At 58.7% G+C, this 21572-nt stretch carries 21 protein-coding genes and 3 pseudogenes; 9 read left to right on the top strand and 15 right to left on the bottom strand.

Annotation, left to right across the window (positions count from 1 at the left end; genetic code table 11):
- Positions 1-118: 118 nt before the first annotated feature.
- Positions 119-493 (bottom strand): tautomerase family protein, encoded by a 375-nt coding sequence (locus tag KI235_RS18860; protein WP_013693661.1) that lies wholly within the window; start codon positions 491-493, stop codon positions 119-121.
- Positions 494-601: 108 nt separating this feature from the next.
- Between KI235_RS18860 and KI235_RS18855 the strand changes: the two genes are divergently transcribed.
- Together KI235_RS18855 and KI235_RS18850 are read left to right on the top strand one after the other, a co-directional pair.
- Entirely contained in the window at positions 602-1489 is an 888-nt protein-coding gene (locus KI235_RS18855) for a LysR substrate-binding domain-containing protein (RefSeq protein WP_212795241.1), read from the top strand.
- Between the two features lie 185 nt (positions 1490-1674).
- Positions 1675-2019 carry a cupin domain-containing protein gene (locus KI235_RS18850; RefSeq protein WP_013693659.1) on the top strand — a complete coding sequence of 115 codons (345 nt, stop codon included), beginning with the start codon at positions 1675-1677 and terminating at the stop codon, positions 2017-2019.
- A gap of 85 nt (positions 2020-2104) precedes the next feature.
- Here the strand turns inward: KI235_RS18850 and KI235_RS18845 are convergent, their stop codons facing one another.
- Entirely contained in the window at positions 2105-2749 is a 645-nt protein-coding gene (locus tag KI235_RS18845) for an NAD(P)H-dependent oxidoreductase (protein ID WP_212795240.1), read from the bottom strand.
- A gap of 106 nt (positions 2750-2855) precedes the next feature.
- On the opposite strand from KI235_RS18845, the gene KI235_RS18840 reads away from it, so the two are divergent.
- Positions 2856-3710, top strand: a complete 855-nt coding sequence (locus tag KI235_RS18840) for a LysR substrate-binding domain-containing protein (protein ID WP_013693657.1) — start codon at positions 2856-2858, stop codon at positions 3708-3710.
- Positions 3711-3774: 64 nt separating this feature from the next.
- On the opposite strand, the gene KI235_RS18835 is transcribed toward KI235_RS18840, so the two are convergent.
- On the bottom strand, positions 3775-4941 hold the full coding sequence (locus KI235_RS18835; RefSeq protein WP_013693656.1) for an MFS transporter: 1167 nt from the start codon (positions 4939-4941) through the stop codon (positions 3775-3777).
- A 94-nt stretch (positions 4942-5035) separates the two neighbouring features.
- On the opposite strand from KI235_RS18835, the gene KI235_RS18830 reads away from it, so the two are divergent.
- Positions 5036-5929: a LysR family transcriptional regulator gene (locus tag KI235_RS18830; RefSeq protein ID WP_013693655.1), complete on the top strand. Its 894-nt coding sequence runs from the start codon at positions 5036-5038 to the stop codon at positions 5927-5929.
- Between the two features lie 14 nt (positions 5930-5943).
- Here the strand turns inward: KI235_RS18830 and KI235_RS18825 are convergent, their stop codons facing one another.
- The 9 genes and pseudogenes from KI235_RS18825 to KI235_RS18785 all read right to left on the bottom strand — a co-directional run bounded on the left by KI235_RS18825 (position 5944) and on the right by KI235_RS18785 (position 13711).
- Positions 5944-6639 carry an HAD family hydrolase gene (locus KI235_RS18825; protein WP_003203137.1) on the bottom strand — a complete coding sequence of 232 codons (696 nt, stop codon included), beginning with the start codon at positions 6637-6639 and terminating at the stop codon, positions 5944-5946.
- Positions 6640-6750: 111 nt separating this feature from the next.
- Positions 6751-6984, bottom strand: a pseudogene (locus tag KI235_RS18820) (hypothetical protein); the annotation flags it as partial.
- 346 nt (positions 6985-7330) lie between these two features.
- Positions 7331-8356 (bottom strand): carbon-nitrogen hydrolase family protein, encoded by a 1026-nt coding sequence (locus tag KI235_RS18815; protein WP_003203135.1) that lies wholly within the window; start codon positions 8354-8356, stop codon positions 7331-7333.
- 18 nt (positions 8357-8374) lie between these two features.
- On the bottom strand, positions 8375-10291 hold the full coding sequence (locus KI235_RS18810; protein ID WP_013693653.1) for a cation acetate symporter: 1917 nt from the start codon (positions 10289-10291) through the stop codon (positions 8375-8377).
- Positions 10269-10604, bottom strand: coding sequence for a DUF485 domain-containing protein (locus KI235_RS18805; RefSeq protein ID WP_003203130.1), 336 nt, complete (start codon positions 10602-10604; stop codon positions 10269-10271). Before KI235_RS18805 ends, KI235_RS18810 begins: the two co-directional genes overlap by 23 nt.
- Positions 10605-10782: 178 nt before the next feature.
- Positions 10783-11682, bottom strand: coding sequence for a LysR family transcriptional regulator (locus KI235_RS18800; protein ID WP_003203128.1), 900 nt, complete (start codon positions 11680-11682; stop codon positions 10783-10785).
- 144 nt (positions 11683-11826) lie between these two features.
- Positions 11827-12027 (bottom strand): annotated as a pseudogene (locus tag KI235_RS18795) (transposase); the annotation flags it as partial.
- 123 nt (positions 12028-12150) lie between these two features.
- Complete coding sequence (locus KI235_RS18790) at positions 12151-12912, bottom strand: SDR family oxidoreductase (RefSeq protein WP_080902191.1); 762 nt, start codon at positions 12910-12912, stop codon at positions 12151-12153.
- Between the two features lie 211 nt (positions 12913-13123).
- The gene (locus KI235_RS18785) at positions 13124-13711 is read right to left on the bottom strand and encodes a TetR/AcrR family transcriptional regulator (RefSeq protein ID WP_003203122.1); all 588 of its coding nucleotides are present in this window, start codon (positions 13709-13711) and stop codon (positions 13124-13126) included.
- A 73-nt stretch (positions 13712-13784) separates the two neighbouring features.
- On the opposite strand from KI235_RS18785, the gene bdcA reads away from it, so the two are divergent.
- The 3 genes from bdcA (at position 13785) to KI235_RS18770 (ending at position 16050) form a co-directional block, all read left to right on the top strand.
- Complete coding sequence (gene bdcA, locus KI235_RS18780; RefSeq protein ID WP_212795877.1) at positions 13785-14498, top strand: SDR family oxidoreductase; 714 nt, start codon at positions 13785-13787, stop codon at positions 14496-14498.
- A 117-nt stretch (positions 14499-14615) separates the two neighbouring features.
- The gene (locus KI235_RS18775; protein ID WP_003203118.1) at positions 14616-15275 is read left to right on the top strand and encodes an NAD(P)-binding domain-containing protein; all 660 of its coding nucleotides are present in this window, start codon (positions 14616-14618) and stop codon (positions 15273-15275) included.
- 349 nt (positions 15276-15624) lie between these two features.
- Positions 15625-16050 (top strand): GNAT family N-acetyltransferase, encoded by a 426-nt coding sequence (locus tag KI235_RS18770; RefSeq protein ID WP_069971543.1) that lies wholly within the window; start codon positions 15625-15627, stop codon positions 16048-16050.
- A gap of 91 nt (positions 16051-16141) precedes the next feature.
- Here KI235_RS18770 and KI235_RS18765 read toward each other — a convergent pair whose 3' ends face one another.
- On the bottom strand, positions 16142-17725 hold the full coding sequence (locus KI235_RS18765) for a GMC family oxidoreductase N-terminal domain-containing protein (RefSeq protein ID WP_212795239.1): 1584 nt from the start codon (positions 17723-17725) through the stop codon (positions 16142-16144).
- 64 nt (positions 17726-17789) lie between these two features.
- Complete coding sequence (locus tag KI235_RS18760; RefSeq protein WP_003203112.1) at positions 17790-18563, bottom strand: alpha/beta hydrolase; 774 nt, start codon at positions 18561-18563, stop codon at positions 17790-17792.
- Positions 18564-18651: 88 nt separating this feature from the next.
- Here KI235_RS18760 and KI235_RS18755 point away from each other — a divergent pair, with 88 nt between their 5' ends.
- Complete coding sequence (locus KI235_RS18755) at positions 18652-20091, top strand: HD domain-containing phosphohydrolase (protein ID WP_212795238.1); 1440 nt, start codon at positions 18652-18654, stop codon at positions 20089-20091.
- A 23-nt stretch (positions 20092-20114) separates the two neighbouring features.
- Here KI235_RS18755 and KI235_RS18750 read toward each other — a convergent pair whose 3' ends face one another.
- Positions 20115-21032, bottom strand: a complete 918-nt coding sequence (locus KI235_RS18750) for a LysR family transcriptional regulator (protein WP_003203108.1) — start codon at positions 21030-21032, stop codon at positions 20115-20117.
- A 193-nt stretch (positions 21033-21225) separates the two neighbouring features.
- Between KI235_RS18750 and KI235_RS18745 the strand changes: the two are divergent.
- Positions 21226-21486: pseudogene (locus tag KI235_RS18745) on the top strand (LuxR C-terminal-related transcriptional regulator); the annotation flags it as partial.
- Between the last annotated feature and the right edge of the window lie 86 nt (positions 21487-21572).

The raw sequence follows: 21572 nt of genomic DNA, 5'->3' as shown, positions 1-21572 counted from the left end.
TATCACAGGATTCATCTAAGCGATAAAGTTTGTTGCGGTTGGAGTAGGCGGTGCGCAGGGTGCACCGCCACCGTACAGTCATCCACGATGGCCGTCGTACCCCGCACAAACTTGAAGGCTAGTTGCCCCGGCCACCACCAAACGACCATTCATCGCTGGCCGTAGTGGTGATCACCACCATTACATCCTCCGCGTCGAGACCTGGAGCTCGCCTCAGTTTCTCGACCAGGTCGCGGTAGAAACGCTGTTTCGTCTCGACGCTTCGAGGGCGGCCAGCGGTAATCGTGATCAGCACAAAGTCATGGCTACGCGGCCCACCCAGGTAGTCGGGATCAAATATCAACTCGCCCACTTCATGTTGGTGGATGACCTGGAAGCGATCGGTCTTCGGCACCTCGAAGCTATCAACCAAGGCATCGTGCAGCCCTTGGGACAATGCTTGTAGATACTCGGCCGACTTCCCCCGGTGCAGTGAAATACGTGAAAACGGCATAACAGTTATTCCCATGGCTAAAGCGACAGGGGGGAAAACTATCAAGTCGCGATAGTTCCGAATATCAGATTTAATAGAGGAGATCATCCCAAATTAGTGGACTATTCAATGCGCCGTCCGACCTTCGATCTTGATGTATTGCGTACTTTCGTCACCGGCGTGGAGTTCAACAGCTTTGCCAAAGCGGCGGATCGTCTCGGTCGATCGACTTCTGCCGTGAGCGCTCAATTGAAGAAACTTGAGGAGCAGATCGGTACTCCGGTACTGGCCAAATCCGGTCGAGGGTTAGTCTTGACGCCCGCAGGTGAATCACTGCTCAGTCATGCCCGTCGGTTGCTGGAACTGAACGACGGCATTTTCCAGACCCTGCATGAAAGCCAAACCGCGGGGACAATTCGCCTCGGGCTTCAAGAAGACTTTGGGGAACATTTACTGAGCGAGATCCTTCGACGCTTCGTCCAGACTTACCCGATGGTGATTCTCGAGGTCAGGATCGCGCGTAACGCCGAACTGCTTGCGTTGGTCGAAAGTGCTGGCCTGGACTTGGCCCTGACATGGGACACAGGGCATATGTCGCCCTATGCCACGCGGCTGGGCGAAACGCAGATGCACTGGATCGGGGCTCGTGACATGCCGTCACTTACCCGCCTTGTTGACTCACCGCTGCCATTGATCATGTTCGACGCGCCTTGCGTATTGCGTAGCGCTGCCACACAGGCACTGGATGCCGCGAAAATTCCCTGGCGAATCGCCCTGACCAGCCCCAGCGTCGCGAGTATCTGGGCGGCCGTCGCCGCCGGTTTGGGCTTGACGCTGCGAACTCGCATTGGGCTGCCGAGTCATCTCGCTGTCGTTTCCGGCTTGCCGGCCGTACCAAGCCTTGGCTATGTGCTTCACAGCAGTGGAGAAGACCCGACGCCCGCCATCCGGCAACTGGCCGCGTTGATCAAAACGAGCCTGCAAGAGCACACGTTCGGTTTTGCGGTTGCGCAGTAGTGGGAGGTGTCAGATTGGGATTTTGATACATAGGTCAAAAAGCAGGGATACGTTTTTACACAGCCTGGGTCTACAACGGCCTGTCGCGAAGGCCGGCAATCGACCCTTTGTCGCCTTCCAACGGATCACACCTTTCAGGGTCTTTACTTCCAGTTAGGCCCTGTAAGTAAAGTTGGGAGCGCGCGATGAGCAACGAACAGGTGGCGCCTGAGACGAAAGGGGTAACGGTGACGTTACTGTCAACGATTGACCTGGGGCCTGAGATCGAGGGTATGGCCGGGCGCCAACTCAGGATGCGCAGGGTGACCATCGAGCCTGGAGGCGTCTTCGGGCCGATTCACAACCATGTCGACAGACCAGGCACCGTCTACATTCTGCAAGGAACGATCACTGACCATCGAAATGGCGTCGCCACGGATTACGGGCCGGGAGTGGGCTGGCCCGAGGACAGGAACACCACGCACTGGCTTGAGAACAGAGGCACGATTGCGGCGGTGGAGATCTCGGTCGATATTGTCAGGCAAGGTTAAGTTCGTTGACTTTACTTGAACTGAGCAACCAGCCAATCCTTCAAATGCCCACACGCCGGATCTTCTGCCTTCTTCTCATCGATCATCAGGTGCTGATAAAGCTGTCTGCCAGGTTCCTGGCTTGCTGAGTCGCGGCCTCACGTGCGTGCCGATCGACGTCTTCTCCCAGGATGGTTTTCTCCACAATCACCGAATGCACATCCGTGATGCCGATAAATTTCAGCCAGGCTTCCACGTAGGGTTTCTGGAAGTCGAAGCGCTCCGCCGGTGTGATCGACTGCGCCGAAAAATCCAGGCCGCGGGCGTACATCACCACGGCGAGTTTATTGTGCAGCATGCCTTCCAGACCGCGTTGCGGGTCAACGCTGAACAGGATGTCTTTCTGCGATACCAGATCGATGAAGTGCTTGAGTTTGTACGGGATGCTGAAATTCCACAGCGGTACGGACATCACGAGTACATCCGCGCGGTGCAGGTGACTTGCCAACGCTTCTAACGTGTTCCAGGCCTCTTGTTGTGTGGTAGTCAACGGCGTGCCATTGAGCCCGGCGTATTTAGCCTCCATGGCCAGATCATCGAATTCCGGCAGGGCCATGTTCCAGAGGTCGAGGGTGATGATTTCGGTGTCCGGGGTGTTTGCTTGATAACGCGCAATGAAGCTGCGCGCGACTTCAAGGGAAGCCGAGCGGTGCTTGCGTGGAGAACACTGAATATGGAGAAGAGTCGTCATGACACACCTTGAATGAGGGGAAGGCAGGGCAGGTGGGAGCATTGCAACATAGTTGTAATTGAAATATAAATCGTAAATTAAAGCTCAATTGATCACGTATAAAACTATGTTCGATGCTCTGCTGCTCAAGACATTGGTCACGGTTGTCGATGAAGACGGCTTCAGCCGCGCCGCCCAGAAGCTGCACCTGACGCAGTCTGCGGTCAGTGGCCACGTGCGGCGATTGGAAGAACAGATTGGTAAACCCCTGTTGACGCGCACCACCCGTTCCCAGCAACTGACGGCCGATGGCGAGCGCCTGGTCTCTTATGCGCGCACGATCCTCGCGCTCAACCGTGATGCCTGGACAGACCTGACACGCACGCCGTTTCACGGACGGCTGCGAATCGGAGTGTCCGAAGATTTTGTCGAGGCTCGATTACTGCGCACTGTTCAGGATTTCGCCGCGCAGTACCCCGGAATGGAGATCGAGGTGCAGGTGAACATTCCGGGGACGTTACTGGCGCTGATGAAGCAAGGGCATCTGGAGGTGGTCATCGGTTCGCTGTGCGAAACCAGCGAAGCGGGGCTGTTGCTATGGCAAGAACCGCTGGTGTGGGCCTGGTCGGCGCAACCCGTTGCGCGGTTACCCACGCCGTTGCCGCTGGCCCTGTTCCCCGAGCCGTGCCCTTATCGCGAGGCCGCGCTGACAAGGCTGGCGCAGGCGGGGATCGCCCAACGCACAGTGATGTTGTGCAGCAGCACGGCCGGGTTACGGGCGTCGGCCTTGGCAGGCTTCGCGGTAGCGCCCATGCCACTGAGTCAGTTGGGGCAAGGATTGGCGGTCATTGGGGTAGAACATGGGTTGCCGAATTTGCCGGATGCGCAATGTCGGCTGTTCACCTCGCCCGATGCGGATCAGACGATTGTGGCAGCGGTCACTCAGCTCATGCTGGAGTATTGCGCCAAGCGCAGGGCTTGATTGTCATTTCAAAGGGGCTGCTTGAGCGCCTCAATGGCGACTAACAGTCCCCCTCACATCATCCTCACACCACTGCAGCTGCAATCGCTCTGGAGCGCCAGGCAAAAGCCAACACCATCAGCAAACCCAACCCCGCCATTGCCGCCCCGGCCAGGGAGATCGCCGGATAACCCAGCCCGGCATTGATCACCGCACCCCCGAGCGCCGCACCAATCGCGTTACCGAGGTTGAAGGCGCCGATGTTCACCGCCGAGGCCAGGTTGGGCGCGTCCTTGGCCGCTTCCATGACGCGCATCTGCAACGGCGGCACCAGGGCGAAGCTGGCGATACCCCATATCAGGATCGCCACGGCGGCCGGCAGCGGCCAACGCATCAGTACGGTGAACCCCAGCAAGACAAGAATCAGCACGCTCAGTGAAACGATCAGGGTGCGGTCTATCGAGCGGTCGGCGGCCTTGCCGCCCCACATGTTGCCCAGCGTCAACCCCACACCGAACAGCACCAGCATGGCCGTGATGTAGGCGGTGGACGCATGGGTCTCGCTGCTGAGGATCGGCGCGATGTAGGTGAAGACGGTAAACATGGCACCCGAGCCGACGACGGTCAGGGCCAACGCTCCCAGCACCGGTCCGCGGCCCAGTACCCGAATTTCGGCCAGTACACCGACGCCTTGCGGCGCCGGCAGGTTGGGCAGGGCGAACCACAACGCGGCCATGGTCGCCACGCCTAGGCCGGTAATACCCCAGAAAGCGGTGCGCCAGCCGAACAGTTCGCCAAACCAGGCGGCCAGCGGCACGCCGCCGATGGTCGCCAGGGTCAGACCCATGAACATGGCCGCGACCGCCCCGGCACGCTTCTCTGGGGCGACCACACTGGCGGCTACGATGGAACCAACGCCAAAGAACGCACCGTGGTTCAGTGAGGTCACCACCCTGGCGACCATGAGGCTGTAGTAATCGGTAGCCAAGGCTGACATCAGATTACCCAGGGTGAAAATCGCCATGAGTCCGATCAGCAGATAGCGCCGGGGAATCCTGCCGGTGGTCAGGGTCATCAGCGGCGCGCCAAGCAGCACGCCCAGGGCGTAAGCACTGACCAACAGACCCGCAGCGGGAATGGAAACGCCGAGATCCGCAGCGATGCCCGGCAACATGCCCATGGGGGCGAACTCGGTAACGCCGATGCCAAAGGCACCAATGGCGAGTGCGACAAGTGGTGGATTGATACGCATGGAAGGCTCCTTATCTATGCCGCCAATGCTACGATCCAACTTTTCCAGGCGGTAGATAGCATTTTTGGCAATCACCTTTGCGTAAGAGGCACAAATGGACTTTAACGGCAGGTCCGGTGAAATGAGCGTGTTCGCCACCGTGGCGCAAGAAGGCAGCCTTTCAGCCGCCGCGCGTGCATTGGGACTGACACCCTCGGCGGTCAGTCGGATCATCGCGCGTACCGAACAACGCCTTGGCACCCGCCTGCTGCTGCGCACCACCCGAGCGATCACCTTCACCGCCGAGGGTGAGGCGTTCCTGCGCGGCGCACGGCGTATCCTGGCCGACATGGCCGAGGTCGAAGAAGCTATCGCCGACCAGGGCGTACCCAAGGGCCGTTTGCGGGTCAGCGCCGCCCTTGGCCATGGGCGGCTGGCCATCGTTCCCTTGGTGGCAGCGTTCAGCGCCCGCTACCCGAACATCGTCGTCGACCTCACCCTCGGCGACGAAGTGGTCGACATTCTCGGCGGCCAGGCCGACGTAGCGGTACGCTTTGGCCATCTGCCCGACAGCCCGCTGACCGCGCGCAGGATCGGCGACACCGGCCAGGTAGTGGTGGCATCGCCCGACTATCTGCGGCGCCACGGCACCCCCGAGGAACCGGAAGACCTGCTCCGGCACAACTGCCTACGCTTCAACTTCCGACGTGCCGAACCCAACTGGCCGTTCATCCGCGACGGACGAGAGTTCTCCCTGAAGGTCAGCGGCAACATCGAATGCAGCAGTGGTGAAGCGCTGGCACAACTTGCGCGAGTAGGTGCCGGCATTGCGCGTATCGGCGAGTTCACCGTGAGCGAGGACCTGCAGCGCGGCGACCTGATACCGCTGCTGGAAGCCTGGAACCCCGGCGACCGGGAACCGATTCATGCGGTGTTCGTAGGGGGCTCGGCAATGCCGGCGCGGGTGCGGTTGTTTGTGGATTTCTTGGTGGAGCATCATCGGATGTAAGCGGTGGACCGTTGCTAGGTTGTAAGCATGTCCAGGAGTCCTTCCAATGTTTTAATGGAACGCTCCGCTGGCGTTATGCTCGCTGGCCATGGATGGAATCCACTCAACCAGACGGCAAGCATTCCGGCTGCTGTAGCACCCAGGTAATCGTTCTGTGGGTGATCACCGACAAACCAGCAATGCTCAGGACGAACTCCCAACGCCTGCGCTCCCAGATGGAATATCTCAGGCGTCGGTTTCGCAATGCCGCACGCCTCGGAGCAAATCATCGTTTCAATTGTTTCGCCGAAAGGTAGTGCCTCCAAGGTCTGCCGTCGCGAATGCTCGGCGCCGTTGGAGATGACGCCCATGCCAATACCCTTGCGATGAAGCGCTTGAACCATCGCGCTAGCGCCTGGCATTTCAACCGCAGCGCTCGGGAAGTGATTCATCCAGTGTGTAATTAATCGCTTGGGATCGACTGGCCCAGTCCACTTCAGCTCCTGGGCTAGCGTGTACCCAATCGCCTCGCGGATGGAAGAATATTCCGATCCCGGTTGTAGATATCCACCGTTGTCGATGCGCGCGATCAGATGAGAGATCTGACGGCTGTCTGCCTCAGCGATTTCAATCTTGAACTCATGCAGAAATCGCTCAGCGTAGCGGTCAATGCTGAGCGCGCGATGGGTGAGTGTGTTGTCCAGATCGAACAGAATAGCTTTCGGTGCCAAGTTCCCTCCCAGCGATCACGATGCATTGGCTAACTTGATTACAGACAGACTTTCGCTTGAAGAGCCTTTTTGAAACAGCAGAACGCGATCTGCCGGATGCGATAAGGGCCCTTAGGGTTTGTCTGAAAAGTCAGTCCGCAAGCATCTCTCGATGCAGGCCAGTGTGGCCATGGCTTTAAAGCTGCTGGCCAGTTTGTCGTAACGCGTACAGATCCGACGTTTTTCTTTGGGCCAACTGAACAGTCGCTCAATAACGTTCTCGCCGGGTGAGAGCATTATGGCCAGCGGGAAGCCATGGGTGTCGCAGGCGAGGTATATTTTGGTGGTCAGTCCGCTGGGTGATCGCGATGACTCTCCCCCTACCGTCCAGTGAATCCATCCATAGGCCCATCCATTTCGAGGGGCTCGTCACTAGAAAAGCTGCCCGAGCGTGCAGATGCTGCACGGGCATGAACCAACAAGGTGAGTCGCAGGGCCACGATGTTGCTCCGGCAATGGATTTTAACGCTCGAATACTGGATACCTTGAGGCACCAATCAGGAGGGCTATCCCCATACCCTGCGGTTTCAGCTGGCTGAAGGATAAGCCATTCCTACTGCCTTTCTCGATAGTGGCGAATAGGCAGTGCATACTGTCTGCCCCACAACTGCCACACCGGCCTTCAGCAGAAGCTCATTGCGTTTTCCAGCAATCAGTCCAGCTCAGGCAACGCCTGTAATTCCCGGTTGCAGTTAGAGTCCACAGGGTCGTTGAAGGTGGCAGGGGTAATCCGGCGCCGGTCTATCGTCAAGTCAAATACGTCGAAGCGATTGTAATAACCGGCGATGTCATGAAACTGCTTCGGCTCCACGCATTCGTTCAAATCGAAAGTGGCGTACGCCAGGCCTTCCTCGTTCTGCAACAGGTCGCCAATGGAGGCCCCCGCCGGGTCGAGAAATTGCGTAGCGGCACGTGGACTGTTGCGCAGCACTTCGATGGCTTGCTCATCACTGCTGGCCGAGAGCATGTCGAGCATCGAGTCATCCATGAAGCCTGCATTCAAGATGCCGAATACCTTGGCTTCAAAGCACTGCGCCCCTGCGCGAATTCTGTTGGCCGCGAGGTTGTCGAAATTCTGGCCGCCGGGTTTGCGCGTCGGCCAGATCGCCGGCCAGGCGGAGATGTGGATCTGCTCGCCTTGCGCCGCCAAGCTGTACTTGGCCAGGGGGTTGGTGTTTTCGCCACAGATCAGGGTGCCTATTTTGCCGATGCGGGTATCGGACACACGCAGGCCGTGACCATCGCCGGGTGCCCACACCATCTTTTCATAGAAGGTAGGCACCAGTTTGCGATGGTGGTTGAGCACGGTGCCTTGTTCGCTGATCAGTACGTTCGAGTTCCAGATGCAGCCGACACTGGCCGGCGTCGCTTCACTGAACCCCAAGGAAACGAGGATGCCATGGCGCCGTGCGGCGGAGCGGATGGCGGTGATCTCCGGGCCGTCAATCATCACGCTGTTCTCGACCATCAGCTTGAACCAATCATGGTTATAGATGGGCGCCCACAGCGCCGCCCAGACCGGAAAACCTGGGATGAAGGACTCCGGAAACACCACCAGTTCGGCGCCATTGGCGGCCGCTTCGGCAATGAAGGAACAGGCCTTGTCTACGCAGGCGGCCTTGTTCATATACACGGACGCGGCGTGGGCGGCGGCGACTTTTACAGTAGGCAGGGACATGATGGAAACCTTGACGAATTAGTGTTGAGCCGCTTGTGCGACGCCCAGGCCGGTCTCGCGGCGCACGGAAAACTCCACCCAGCGCGACAGCGACAGCTGGCTGGGGAACAGCAGCGAAAACAGAATGACCAGGGCAAAGCCGAGCGGGATAGAGATCAACCCCGGGTTGCGCAGCTGCACCCATGGCTCACGCAGGCCGATGAGGCTGGTGGCCGAGTCCGGGATCAGGCTGGCGGTTGCCTGTTGCTTGGTCACATCGCTGAGTAATTGCTCGCGCTCCGTGGCGGTGGCAACCAATGCGCCCTTGTCGATCAATTCGATTTTGGCTTGGGATTTAGCGGCTGCGGCCAGCGCCACCTGTTTTTGCTGCAGCGGGTAGCTCATATTCGGCGACACCAGCACCAGGCCGATGGACAGCACCGTGCCGCCCAGCAAGCCCGCGATCACGCCAGCGGTGCTGCAGCGGCGCCAGTACAGGGTCAGCAGCAGTGCCGGAAGGTTGGCCGACGCGGCGACCGCATAGCCCAGCCCGACCAGTTGCGCGACGTTCTGGCCCTTGGCCGAAATGCCCACGCAGATGGCGATGACGGCGATCGCCAATGTCGCCAGGCGGGCTGCGGTGGCCTGCTCGCCCTCGGTGGCCTTGCCCTGGCGCACGGCGCCTACATACACGTCATGGGCGAGTGTGGAGGCTGCTGCCAGCGTCAGCCCGGCGACCACTGCGACTATGGTTGCGAAGGACACGGCCGCGACGAACGCGAGCATCAGGTTGCCGAGCAGGCTATCGGCGCCACCGCCCAGGAACTGGGCCAGCATCGGGGCGGCGAGGTTGCCGCCCTTGTCCATGGTGGTAATCGCGAAGGGCCCCAGGTGGAGCGCGGCGGAGAAACCGATGACGATGATGAACAGATGGCACAGGCCGATCAGCAGCATGGCGGTCAGCGCCGAAGTACGGGCACTTTGTGCGTCGCGCACGGTAAAGAAGCGCATCAGGATATGGGGCATGGCCGCCGTGCCGAGCACCAGCGCCAGGCTCAGGGAGATCTGTTCCAGCGGATTCTTCAGGTACAGCCCAGGCTCCATGAAGCGTTGCCCGGCTTGTTCCGCCGAGAGTTGGGACACGCCGTTGAGCAAGGTGCCGAGCACGTGTTTCTGCACGGCCGAGCTGCCTACCAGGTCGCTGAAAAAGGCACTGATGTTGAAGCCATAAGGGGCCCAGCTCAGTACCACCAACAGGAAGCAGAAGGCAATCAGCAAGGTGGCTTTGAGGATCTGCACCGAGGTGGTGGCACGCATGCCGCCAAACAGCACGTAGACCAGCATCAGCACGCCCACCGACACCACCGATATTTCGAATGGGATACCGATAAGTGCAGCGATGATCACGGCGCCGCCAACGATCTGCGGCACCATATAAAAGAGCGCGACCAATACACTGGAAATCGCTACTGCGAACTTCGAGGCGCGGAAGTTATTACGAAACGCCAACACATCGCCCAAGGTATATTTACCCAAGTTGCGGCAAGGCTCGGCGATCAGTAGTAGCACCGGTATGAAAGATACAAAGAAGCCGATGACGTAGGTTATACCGTCCAACCCATAGATGGCGATAAGGCCGGAGACCCCTAGAAATGCGGCTGCTGACAGGTAATCACCGGCAATGGCGAGGCCGTTGATCCGGCCGGACAATGCACCGCCCGCGGTATAGAAATCCTTCACCGAACTGTTCTTGCGCGCGGCCCAGAAGGTAATCCCAAGGGTGATCAGGAACAGCGCGGCAAACACGCCGAAGGTCAGTGGCCGGTTGGCTTCGGAGACCAGCGTGGCGGCGTTGCCCTGGCTGGCCGTGAGCAAGGCGGCCAGCCCCATGCAGGCTTTGAATGCTGTCGAGCCGCGCAGGGTGGCCAAGCGGTTAGTGCGGTTGGTTTGGGTCATGATTGACGCTCACGGAAGCTTCGGAAACCAGGGCGACGGACATCGCGTCGATGTTCTTCAAGCGGCAGGCATAAAAAATGGCAATCGCAGCACCGAAGAAATATTGCCCGACCAGATACACCAGGCCAACATTGATGGCGCCATAAATCTTATAAGAAAGAAATTCGGGGAAGTATGCAGAGAACAATGGAATGGCGAAGTACACCACCATGCTGATCAGCATCAGCGTGGAGACCAGCCGGCGCCGTCGTTTAACCAGTATTGCAAAGTTTGGGTGCTCGAAAATGGCACTCCAGATGGAGTCTTGTTTCATTGAGTGCGCCTCGGTCGGGTAGGTGGCGAACTCAGTTTAAAGTACGGGCCCAGACTGCCAAGCCGTAATGCAACAACGCCTATTGCAAAGCTGCATCGCCGAAACGGTGCTTGAAATGAAGAAGTGCTGCGATATGGTGCAAAAGTGCGCAATTATCAACTTTGAATGTCGCGTGGTATTAGTTGATGGTGAATAACTCGTCGTTACGAAACAGCCGCGACAGGTGCTCCAGCATGGTTTTGATTCGCGGCACATAACGCAGGTCCTGATGGACGCTCAGCCATAGATCGCGGGTGACCTTGGGCCCATTCAGCGGGATTTTCCGCAGACCAAAGCGTTCGGCATGGGCAAAGGAGGGCAGCATTACCAGCCCTGCGCCGGCGCTGGCGGCAAACATCTGCGCGAGCATGCTGTTGGAATGGAATACCAGTTTAGGCGTTGAAATTAGTTCATCGAGCCATTTGACCGCCTCGATCTGCACCAACTCTTCGATGTAGCCGACGAACAAGTGGTTCTCCAATGTCTGCAGCGAAGGGGTGCCGTGAGATAGCAAGTAGTCGTCGCTACCGTACAGGTTCAATTCGAACTGCCCGACTCGTTCGGTGTGAAAGCCCTGGCCCGAGGGTTCGAAGAAGCCCAGGAAGATATCTGCCTCGCGCCGGGTCACCTGCAATTGGTGGGTCGAAGTGACCAACTCCAGGGTGACGTTGGGGTGCAGCAATTGCAGCTTTGGCACCTGCTGGGTCAGGTAGAGCGAGGCCAGGCCTTCCATGGTACCGACCCGGACCCTGCCGGAAACCGTGTTGGTGCCCGAGGACAACTGCTCAAGCAGCCCGGAAAAACCGTTGCCCATCACTTCCACCTGCGCCAGCAAGCGAGCGCCTTGGTCATTCAACTGCAAGCCGGAACTGCTGCGCTCGAATACGCTAAAGCCAAGGGCGTATTCCAGCTGGTTGATCCGGCGGCTTACCGTCGACTGGTCGATCTTCAGCTGTTTTCCCGCTCGGGAGAGGTTCTGGCACCTGGCGACGTGCATGAAGATCCGCAGATCATCCCAACTCAGATTGTCCGGCTTCATGGCGTGCTCGTTGGCTGATGGAAGGGCTCATTCTAAGCGGTAACGTAGCCAGCCTTAGCCATCCGCACACGTACGGCGCTGCCGATTTGAAAGATTACTCTGCAGTTTTCGGAAATGAATATGGCACAAATGAGTGCAGGCGACCTAGGGCTTGTATGAAAAGTCAGCCCGCAAACATCTCTCGATGCAGGCCAGTGTGACCATGGCTTTAAAGCTGCTGGCAAGTTTGTCGTAACGCGTACAGAGCCGACGTTTTTCCTTGAGCCAGCTGAACAACCGCTCAATAACGTTGCGTTTTTTGTACTGAGACCCGTCACACAAACGCGGCAGGCCTGGTCGAGGCTTTTAGTCAAAGCGACTTTCAGACAAACCCTAGTCCGTCCTGAGAAGCTATGCTGCCCGTCCTTTGGGTGAGCCGGCGAAACAGAGTGACCCGTCTTCTCACCTGCTACACCGGAGCACGCTCGCCTAGGTCAGATTCAACCCGCCGTCTGAGAGGAGTATCTCGCCGGTCAAGTAGTCCGACTCGACCAGCATTACAACAGCTTTTGCGATGTCGTCTGGGCTAGCGGCCCTGCGCATAGGTGCGCGAGTTCGCCACAACTCTTGGGCATCTGTCCATTCTGCGGTCAGAGGCGTGTCGACCAAGCCAGGCGCCACAGCGTTTACGCGAATTTCTGGCCCCAGCGATACCGCGAGCAAGCGGGTCATGTGATTAAGCGCAGCTTTGCTTACCGCATAGGGAATCGATGCGCCCTTAGGACGGATGCCGGCATGGGAACTGATGTTTACGACGCAACCGGCTCGACGGTAACGGGCGGCATCGCGCAATGCCGACTCGGCCAATGCGACCAGGTGGAACGGCGCCACGACATTAACCTCGTTAAGTTCGTGCCATACCGTCGAGTTGGCCGAGGCAAGGTCGCTGTGCGGAATGACTCTGCTAATACCGGCATTATTGACCAATACGTCGAGCTGCCCCCACGCAGCGATCGCCTCGTTAATAAGCCTGACCCTGTCAGCTTCGAAAGCAAGATCGGCTTGCACGTAAATAGCCTGCTTCATTTCGGCAACCATAGCGCGTCCCGTATCAGCAGAATTTCGCGAATGGAGCACCACCGCATAGCCTGCCCGGCTTAGTACACGCGCAATGGCTGCGCCGATACCGGAAGTGGATCCTGTCACCAACGCGACGCGTAATACGTTATCGATCGTCGGATCGGGTTTCATATGGATATCTCGAATGGGTTGCTAGAAAGCCATCACCGTAGCACCAAGCAGGCAACGTCGGCGTCAGGCGGTCACGATAGGCAGTTATCCATTTTCAAATCAGGTTGGCGCTTATTCTGTGGCGCAAAGCTACGCTTGTTATTGAGCCGTCCGGAAAAGGGAACGGATTTATTTGCTTGAAAACAGTTCCGGTCCCTTATTGGTCAATACCTCAGCCCGGAAGAGCCTGGGCGAGCGCCACGCCGGCAAGCTGTGCGGTGGCCAACAGACGGTCCAAGCTTTGTCCGTGACGCGCGCTGGCCGAAAGGCCAGCCATCGTGGTGCTGACGAAATCCGCTAGCCGGTCGGCCTCAAGTGGGTAACGCTCGGCAATGGCGTTTCTAATCACCTCTTGCGCAGCGACATGGAAGGCGCAAGCGGCCTCACGCGCCTCCACGTCGTTGCTTCGAGTGCCCTCCAGAACCATACAGCCAGTGGCTGAAGGATCGGCAGCGTAGGCGCGCGCGGCCTGCTCCAACACCTGCGCAAGCGAGACAGCGAGCGGCCGGTTTGCCCCGAGTATCTGTAATAACGGGACGGCCCCAGTCTGGGCATACCGATCAAGGACCCTCTTGTACAACTGGGCCTTGCTGCCAAATGCCGCATAAAAGCTGGGCGGATTGATGCCGAATGCTGTCGTGAGATCTGCAACGCTTACGTCGTCGTAGCCTTTGGCATGGAACAAGCGCTGGGCGGTGGCTACTGCCTGATCCGGATCGAACCGCCGAGGACGCCCACGCACTGACTTATTTGTAGTCACTATTACAAAATCCTTTGACAGGGAGGTTCTGGATAATTGTATCATGCGCTACATTAATCAGGAGGGTACGTTCATGTCGGATTTCAAGAATAAGTCGGTGTTGGTACTTGGCGGCAGCCGTGGAATTGGCGCGGCGATTGTCAGGCGCTTTGCTGCCGATGGCGCCAAGGTTGCTTTTACTTACTCGGGTTCGCCGGAAGCGGCACATTCTCTGGCTACCGAAACCGGCACCAGTGCCTACTCAACGGACAGCGCCGACCGTGATGCAGTCATTACTCGTGTCCGCGACAGCGGTCCGTTGGACATACTGATCGTCAATTCTGGCATCGCCATCTTCGGCGACGCGCTAGAGCAGGACCCGGACGCGATTGATCGTCTGTTCCGCATCAATGTGCAAGCGCCTTACCATGCCTCGGTGGAAGCGGCGCGACAGATGCCCGCAGGCGGTCGGATTATCGTGATCGGTTCGGTGAACGGCGACCGCATGCCCATTCCCGGCATGGCGTCCTACGCCTTGAGTAAGTCCGCACTGCAAGGTATGGCGCGAGGGCTGTCCCGTGATTTCGGCCCGCGTGGAATTACGATCAATATCGTCCAGCCGGGGCCGATTGATACCGAAGCCAATCCAGCGAACGGTCCGATGAAAGACCTTATGCATAGCTTCATGGCGATCAAACGCCATGGCCGTTCTGAAGAGGTCGCGGGAATGGTGGCCTGGTTGGCCGGTCCGGAAGCGGGTTTTGTGACCGGAGCAATGCATACAATTGACGGTGCCTTCGGCGCTTGACACATAGCCGGGCAGGTTTTTCCACTGCCCGGCCCACGTCGGACTCGTGCACCACGTTAGCGTCAGGCGTTCATAACCTGCGGATAGTTTTGATAGCAGACATCAGGTGAGTTCTTCATGACTACCATCGGCATCATTGGGGCAGGCGAGGTCGGCAGCCAGATTGCCCGAGCAGCCATTGCGTGCGGCTATAACATCGTCATCGCCAATTCTCGCGGTCCGGACACCCTAGTAGATCTGATCAACGAATTGGGCCCGTTAGCGCGCGCGGAAACTGCGGCAGGTGCCGCGATGGCTGGCGAGGTCATCGTTGTCGCCGTCCCGCTGAAAAGGATCAACGACATACCGGTTGAGGAGCTTGCAGGTAAGATCGTGCTGGATACCAACAATTATATGGCTTGGCGTGACGGCGCTTTCGACCTCGTGGACACCGGCCAGAAAACCATTCACGAACTTCGCCAGGAGCATCTTCCCAAAGCCAAAGTAGTCAAGGCCTTTACGCATATTCAGGCCCCACGAATCACTACTTGGGGCAAGCCGGCCGGGTCACCAGATCGGCTAGCTCTAGCGGCCTCCAGCGACTTCCCAGAGGCAATCGAATTTGTGACCCGGCTCTATAATGAGTTTGGATTCGACACTGTCGATAATAGCCCGCTTAACGAATCTTGGCGCAGCGCTCCAGGTCAACCGGCCTGGAAGCAGGAGCGGCAGAGCAGGGCAGAGTTGAAAGCCAATCTACTATGCGCCCAACGTCCGAGCCTGCCAGCGAGGGGTTAATTTACGGGTGCGGTCTTGGGTGCGTTCGAAGCGGTGGCTAATTAGCAGCGATGTTCCAGATGGGCTGGTTTCGAGAGCGCTTGAAGAGGCTTGAAAAGCGCTTTTGCGCCGGGGGCAGGGGGCCAGTCGTCATCGTTTCATGGTCCGGTCCATTTATTTCTGCGCGCCGGTTGTTTCCAACGTTGAAGCGATAAGGTCGCGCGTAAGAAAATTCGGGAATCCCTCAGGGTCAAATGGCTTTTCGGCCGATTCTGTTGGATAAGTGGGGCTGCCCAACTGCCTGGACTTGTTGTATCCACTGAATGGGATACCTTGTTGACCCAGTTACTCACTGCTCAGGGAGAGCGCCATGCCTGTAGAAATCCAGCTTTCGGAAAATGCGACTGAAGCAGAGCGAATAGGAATTTTGACCCCATTGCTTGCCCATAACTTGGCCAACGGTGGAGACGACGCCTATGAGGTTTTTGCTCTATTGCTACGAGACGCTGACAGCAATGAAGTGATTGGCGGGCTGTACGGCAAGGTCTCTTATCGATGGCTGCTCATCGATCTTATCAGCGTTCCCGAGTCGATGCGTGGTCAGGGTATCGGAGAACGGCTAATGCGTATGGCTGAAGAAGTTGCGCAGAAAAAACATTGCATTGGTATCTGGCTGGAGACCTTCAGCTTTCAGGCTCCCGGGTTTTATCGAAAACTTGGCTACTCCGAATTCGGACGCCTGGCAGACTATCCACCGGGGCATACCCGGCTCTATTACCAGAAGTCGTTGTGCTGACCGCGTTTTGGATCTTGGGCCGATAACTGTGCTTCGTAGCGGGCAGCAATCGGCCAGTTTCTGCCAGCGAGCATGGGTTGTATCAGTATTCTTATGAATTACCGGTCAGCGCTATGGCCGCAGCCGTCACACCATGCGCAGCGAGGACAAGATCTGCTGCTCGTTCGGCGATGACGACGCACGGCGCCATCGTGTTGCCAACGGTAATTCGCGGCATGATCGAGGCATCAGCGATGCGCAGTTTATCGATGCCATACACACGCAGTTGATGGTCGACCACCGACATCGTATCTCGGCCCATTTTCGCGGTGCAGGATTGGTGCCAGTAAGTCACGGCAGAGTTGCGGATGAACTGCTCCATAGCGCGATGTTCTTTCGGCCCGGGCACAACTTCGCGTTTGACCAGCCCGTTGAAGGCTTCGCTGTTACCGAGGGCCCTGCACAGGTCGATCGACGCATACGCCGCTGTCATATCCTCGGGCGCGCTCAGCGAGTTCGGCTCAATGAGTGGGGCATCCAGTGGCCCGGCACCCGACAGGCGCAAGCGTCCTCGACTGGCAGGCCTGGCCAGTCCAGCGAACATTGTCCAGCCATGTTGTGGCGGCTCAATCGCGACCTCAGGCGGAGAGGGTACCGCAAACGCCAGCTGACACTGCAACAGGTCCGGGACCTCCAGGCGACTGTCGCTTTTCCAGTACAAGGTGGTTTCGCACCCGCTGCTACCGACTGCCTGGGGTTGCAGGTACTCCCACGTACAGCCAAAGGCGAGATGGTCCTGAAGATTCTGGCCCACGCCGGGAAGGTGATTGGTCGGTGCGATGCCGTGGTTTCGCAGTTCCTCTTCCGGGCCGATTCCCGATTGCATGAGCACCTTGGGTGTCTGCACCGCGCCCAAGGACAGGATGACCTCGGCTGCGGCATAGAAGCACTGCCGTTCGCCTGCGATCACCGCTTCGACACCGATAACCCGTGTACCGATAAGCAATACGCGGGTCACCAATGCCCCTGTCAGAACCGTCAAGTTCGGATAGTGCAACCGTGGCCGGATATAGGAGTCGTAAACGGATTCGCGCTTGCCCTGGTTGATGCGCAGGTCGGTAATAGCGATCCCGCCCGGGCCTTCCATCATCTCGCCATTGGGACTGTCGAATCTGGGGATACCCAGCCGGCTTGCCGCCTCCAGCGTTGCCCACGCGAGGGGTTGAGGCATGGCCGGCTGTTCGACATGCACGGGGCCACCTGAACCACGCCGAGTGGTATCAGGGCTGCCTTGCCAGTTCTCGATCCGGCGGTAGTAATTGAGTACCGAATCGTAGCCCCAGGCCGGGTCGCCGGACTCGGCAGCGAAATGGTCCCAATCGGAGCGGTGCCCGCGCGACCAGACCATCACATTGATGCTGGAGCCACCGCCGAGTCCCTTACCCATGCTCAGGGATAGTCGTCGACCGTTGAGGTGTGGGTTGGGTTGCCCCTCGAATGCCCAGTCGCGCTTTGAACCGAGGTTCATCGGCCATTGTGCCGGTTCGGCAACCTCGGGGCCCGAGTACCCCTCGCCAGCTTCAATCAGCAAGACGCGTGCGCTTTTCTGATCGGCAAGACGGGCTGCGACCACGCAGCCCGCCGTACCTGCACCGCACACAATGAAATCATAGTGTTGATCATGCAGATGATTCATGCGGACGCTCCGTATCGATGCAGCGATTGAATTTGCGGTTATCAGTGGCGTCATTTCCCTACGATCATTGTTCGCCAACGCTGTGCACTGCCTTAAGAATCACTGCGGCGACCTCGGCGGGCTGTGACTGCTGGGGAACATGGCTGGTGTGCACCTCTGCAAGGGTGGCACCGATACGCTTGGCGGCAGAGCGCTGGACGTCGGGGTGGATCATCCGGTCTTCTGTGGCAAGCAGATACCAGGACGGTTTGGCCTTCCAGGACGACACGGTCGTTTTATCTTCGAAGGCAGATGCCTTGATGGGACCTTGCGTGGCGGTCATGACGGCGGTCTGCGCTGCCGGGAGATCCTGGGCGAAGTCCTTGGCCATGCCTTCCGGCGTCAAATAGAGGAAACCGTTGCCGTCTGCCTTGATCTGACTGATGCCAGGGGGCGTGGGCGCACCTTTACCTTGTTCGCCGCTGGTTTGCCCGGCCTCTGGCGCGAAGGCGGCGACATACACCAGCGCGCTGACCTTCGGGTCGCTACCGGCCTCGGTAATCACAGTGCCGCCCCAAGAGTGCCCGACTAGAATCACCTTGCCCTGCTGGTTGCTCAACGCGCGGCGCGTAGCGGCAACATCGTCGGCAAGCGAGGTGAGCGGGTTTTGCACAACCGTAACGGCCACCCCTTGGGCTTGGAGCAGTGGCACCACTTTGGCCCAATCGGAGCCGTCGGCGAACGCGCCGTGTACGATCACCACGGAGGGCGTTGTATCCTGCGCGTGACTGGCGCTTGCGATGAAGGTACCGGCTAGGGCAAAGGCGACGGTAGCGATTTTCGATTTGAATGTTTTCATTGGATGAGCTCCTGTTCGGGAGTTCAAATTCTGCTGACTAGCCTGCGTTGTGGGCATCGGTCAATTATCCGACCCCGGGACATTTTTCATGGATAGAGTGTTGCAACTGGATATCTCCCTGGGCGGGGCACTGGCGACGATCGCCCAGGTCGGTGACCTCAGCATGGGACAACCACTCGGTCATTCCCGGCGTGTTGCCGCACTGGCGCGGATGCTGGCGCAGGCCCAGCACGGCGACGGTGAGCACCTGAGGGTAGCGGAACAGGTTGCCTTGCTGCGCTGGTCCGGTTGCACCGCCAATGCCGAAGGCTTTGCGGATCTGCTGGGCGACGACGTCGATGGCCGCCGCGCGATGCTCGATTTGACGCTGGGCAATGAGCAAATGAACGCGGTGCATCAGGCAACCCCGCTTGCCGTCGTGCACTGTGAGGTGTCTGGAGCAATCGCCAAAACCCTCCAGCTCGGTGCCGCCGTCGAGGCGGGCTTGTGTCGCGTGTTCGAAACCTACGACGGCACTGGCCGGCCGCTGGGCCTGACCCATGAGCACATTCCGGAGGTCGCCTATCAAGTAGTACTTGCAGGTGATCTGGATATTCTCAGTCGTGCACACGGCCTCGACGCGGCGCTGCGCTGGATCAGAGAGCAGTCGGATCGGCGCTATCCCGCGTCGCTAGTATCGTTGCTTCTGGGGAACGCAAAGGACTGGCTGGCGGATTTGGAAACGCTTTCGAAAACGGTTGACCACGCGCATGAGCAGCGTTGCGTCTCACTGACGTTGGTGGGAGACATCATCGACTTGAAGCTCCCGTGGTTGGCAGGGCATTCGCGGCAGGTAGCGCGTGTCGCCGTGGAAGCGGCGCGCCTGTGGGGGCTGCGTGAGCCCACTTTGACAGAAATTGGCAAGTCCGCGCTCATCTACGGTCTCGGCCGGGCAGCCGTTTCGAACCACCTTTGGAATACCGCAGGGAGGTTGCCATACGGCGCTGCGGAGCGGGTGCGCCTTGTCCCTTACTGGACGCAACAGGCGCTTAGACCTATCACTGAACTGGCCGTGCCCGCAGAGATTGCAACCCATGCCTATGAACGGCTCAACGGCAGTGGCTATTTTCGAGGCGTGGCGGGTGATGCGCTGTGTGCCGAGCATCGCCTGTTCGCCACATCGGTAGCCTGGGTCGCGCTAAGGGAAGCCAGGCCATGGCGATCGGCCCACGGCGAAGCGGATGCAGCCAGGCTACTCAAACAGGATGCTGGCAGTGGCTTGTTCGACAACGATGTTTGCGAAGCAGTAATTGCCGCCGCAGGTGGCGAGCGTCGGATGCGTCAACCGAAGGCTTCGGTACTCACGACTCGCGAGTGCCGCATCCTGCTGGAGATCAGCCGTGGCGCCAGCAACAAGCAGGTGGCGCGGCTGCTGGACATCAGTCCGAGCACGGTTCGCACGCACATGGAAAGCATCTTTCGCAAACTGGAATGCTCGACCCGGGCAGCCGCTACCTTGAAGGGACTGACACTGGGATTGATTGCCTGAGCCAGGTCCGGGTCAAGCCTGAATCATGCGAGCCCGTCCTGATCGGCTTGACTGGCGCGTGCCAGGTCGATGAATGCCTTGGCTGCCGCGCAGGGGTTGCGGCGGTTCGGGTAGTACAGGCACAGCTTGTCTCTGGGCGGTGTCCAGTCTTCGAGAGTCCGCACGAACTGTCCGGCGCGGATTTCCTCGTGAACGTCCTGCTCCATGAAAAAGCCGAGCCCCATGCCTTCCTGCACTGCCACTTTGACCACGCTGGATTCATCCAGCGTAAGCGGCCCGCTCACATCGAGACGAGTCACTTCTGCGTCCCGCTCGAAATGCCACGGGAAAATCGCCCCATTCGGTAGTCGAACGCGGATGCATCGATGCTGGAGCAGCTCGGATGGCGTTCGCGGTTTGCCGTGTTTTTCGAAGTACGCCGGCGAGCCGACCACAGCGTACCGTTGCGGCTGGCCGAGAGGGATCACAATCATGTCGTTCGGAACGAGGCTTGCTGAACGCACGCCGAAATCGAAGCCGTCAGCAACGATATCCACCAGACGGCCTTCGGTTACGAGGTCGATGTGTACTTTCGGATGATGCTGCAGGAACTCCATCACCAGTGGCAGGAGCGCCGATCGGGCAGCGCTGGCGAACGCATTGATACGCAGCGTGCCCGAGGGGCCGGCGTTATGCGATCGCACTGCATCGAGTGCAGCACGCAAATCCTGCAAGGCTGGCCCCACCTGCTCCAGAAATATCCTGCCCGCTTCGGTGATGGCCACGCTACGGGTAGTGCGATTGAACAGCCGCGATTCGAGGCGGGCTTCCAGTTGGGCAATGGTGTTGCTCAATGCGGTGGCGGAGACGTCGAGATCGATAGCGGCTTGCCGAAACGAACCCCTGCGTGCGACCGCTATGACAGCGTCCAGATCACTGAGGCCTAAACGATCTTGTGACATGGATTGTCCTGAATTTCGGGATTGGTCATAAGGGTTTGTCCCAGTTGAACAAACTATCCGTCAGGCAGCAAGATCGCTCCAGGAAATCTATCCAGGAGATCAGCAAATGAGCCTTCAGCGTGTCAGCGTTGTTGAGACGTACTTTGACATCGGCAGTGGAAGCGATTGGGTTACTGCTGAATGCTCGCCACCTCAAGCATGTGATGCATTGCTGAGGCTGGCCGCACACGGCGAGCACCAGATCCAGCAGCTTGGTGGGCTATTACTCACTGGGCGAGAGTGTCGCATCCTCAGGGAGATCAGCGTTGGCGCCAACAACAAGCAAGTGGCGAGGTTGCTGGAAATAAGTCCTAGCACCGTTCGCACGCACGTGGAAAGCATCTTCCGAAAGTTGGAATGCTCGACTCGAGCGGCCGCCACCTTCAAGGCAGCGAAACTGGGGTTGATCTCCTGATGCCCGGCCCGGATGGATGCCTCATTGCATCAGGTTCGCGTACAAAAGTGCACAAGATCGCTTCATACAACCAGATTCTGGAGAGC

Origin of the sequence: Pseudomonas sp. St386 (assembly GCF_018325865.1) — a bacterium.
GTDB classification, from domain to species: domain Bacteria; phylum Pseudomonadota; class Gammaproteobacteria; order Pseudomonadales; family Pseudomonadaceae; genus Aquipseudomonas; species Aquipseudomonas brassicacearum.
This window is presented reverse-complemented; position numbering and strand designations above follow the sequence as displayed.

Bases quoted from the DNA above. Each gene is read 5' to 3' on its own strand.
- bdcA (WP_212795877.1), top strand. From the start codon at position 13,785: ATGTCGGATTTCAAGAATAAGTCGGTGTTGGTACTTGGCGGCAGCCGT.
- KI235_RS18770 (WP_069971543.1), top strand. From the start codon at position 15,625: ATGCCTGTAGAAATCCAGCTTTCGGAAAATGCGACTGAAGCAGAGCGA.
- KI235_RS18760 (WP_003203112.1), bottom strand. From the start codon at position 18,563: ATGAAAACATTCAAATCGAAAATCGCTACCGTCGCCTTTGCCCTAGCC.
- KI235_RS18860 (WP_013693661.1), bottom strand. From the start codon at position 493: ATGCCGTTTTCACGTATTTCACTGCACCGGGGGAAGTCGGCCGAGTAT.
- KI235_RS18810 (WP_013693653.1), bottom strand. From the start codon at position 10,291: ATGACCCAAACCAACCGCACTAACCGCTTGGCCACCCTGCGCGGCTCG.
- KI235_RS18775 (WP_003203118.1), top strand. From the start codon at position 14,616: ATGACTACCATCGGCATCATTGGGGCAGGCGAGGTCGGCAGCCAGATT.
- KI235_RS18765 (WP_212795239.1), bottom strand. From the start codon at position 17,725: ATGAATCATCTGCATGATCAACACTATGATTTCATTGTGTGCGGTGCA.
- KI235_RS18855 (WP_212795241.1), top strand. From the start codon at position 602: ATGCGCCGTCCGACCTTCGATCTTGATGTATTGCGTACTTTCGTCACC.
- KI235_RS18815 (WP_003203135.1), bottom strand. From the start codon at position 8,356: ATGTCCCTGCCTACTGTAAAAGTCGCCGCCGCCCACGCCGCGTCCGTG.
- KI235_RS18830 (WP_013693655.1), top strand. From the start codon at position 5,036: ATGGACTTTAACGGCAGGTCCGGTGAAATGAGCGTGTTCGCCACCGTG.
- KI235_RS18805 (WP_003203130.1), bottom strand. From the start codon at position 10,604: ATGAAACAAGACTCCATCTGGAGTGCCATTTTCGAGCACCCAAACTTT.
- KI235_RS18790 (WP_080902191.1), bottom strand. From the start codon at position 12,912: ATGAAACCCGATCCGACGATCGATAACGTATTACGCGTCGCGTTGGTG.
- KI235_RS18835 (WP_013693656.1), bottom strand. From the start codon at position 4,941: ATGCGTATCAATCCACCACTTGTCGCACTCGCCATTGGTGCCTTTGGC.
- KI235_RS18850 (WP_013693659.1), top strand. From the start codon at position 1,675: ATGAGCAACGAACAGGTGGCGCCTGAGACGAAAGGGGTAACGGTGACG.
- KI235_RS18840 (WP_013693657.1), top strand. From the start codon at position 2,856: ATGTTCGATGCTCTGCTGCTCAAGACATTGGTCACGGTTGTCGATGAA.
- KI235_RS18845 (WP_212795240.1), bottom strand. From the start codon at position 2,749: ATGACGACTCTTCTCCATATTCAGTGTTCTCCACGCAAGCACCGCTCG.
- KI235_RS18750 (WP_003203108.1), bottom strand. From the start codon at position 21,032: ATGTCACAAGATCGTTTAGGCCTCAGTGATCTGGACGCTGTCATAGCG.
- KI235_RS18755 (WP_212795238.1), top strand. From the start codon at position 18,652: ATGGATAGAGTGTTGCAACTGGATATCTCCCTGGGCGGGGCACTGGCG.
- KI235_RS18800 (WP_003203128.1), bottom strand. From the start codon at position 11,682: ATGAAGCCGGACAATCTGAGTTGGGATGATCTGCGGATCTTCATGCAC.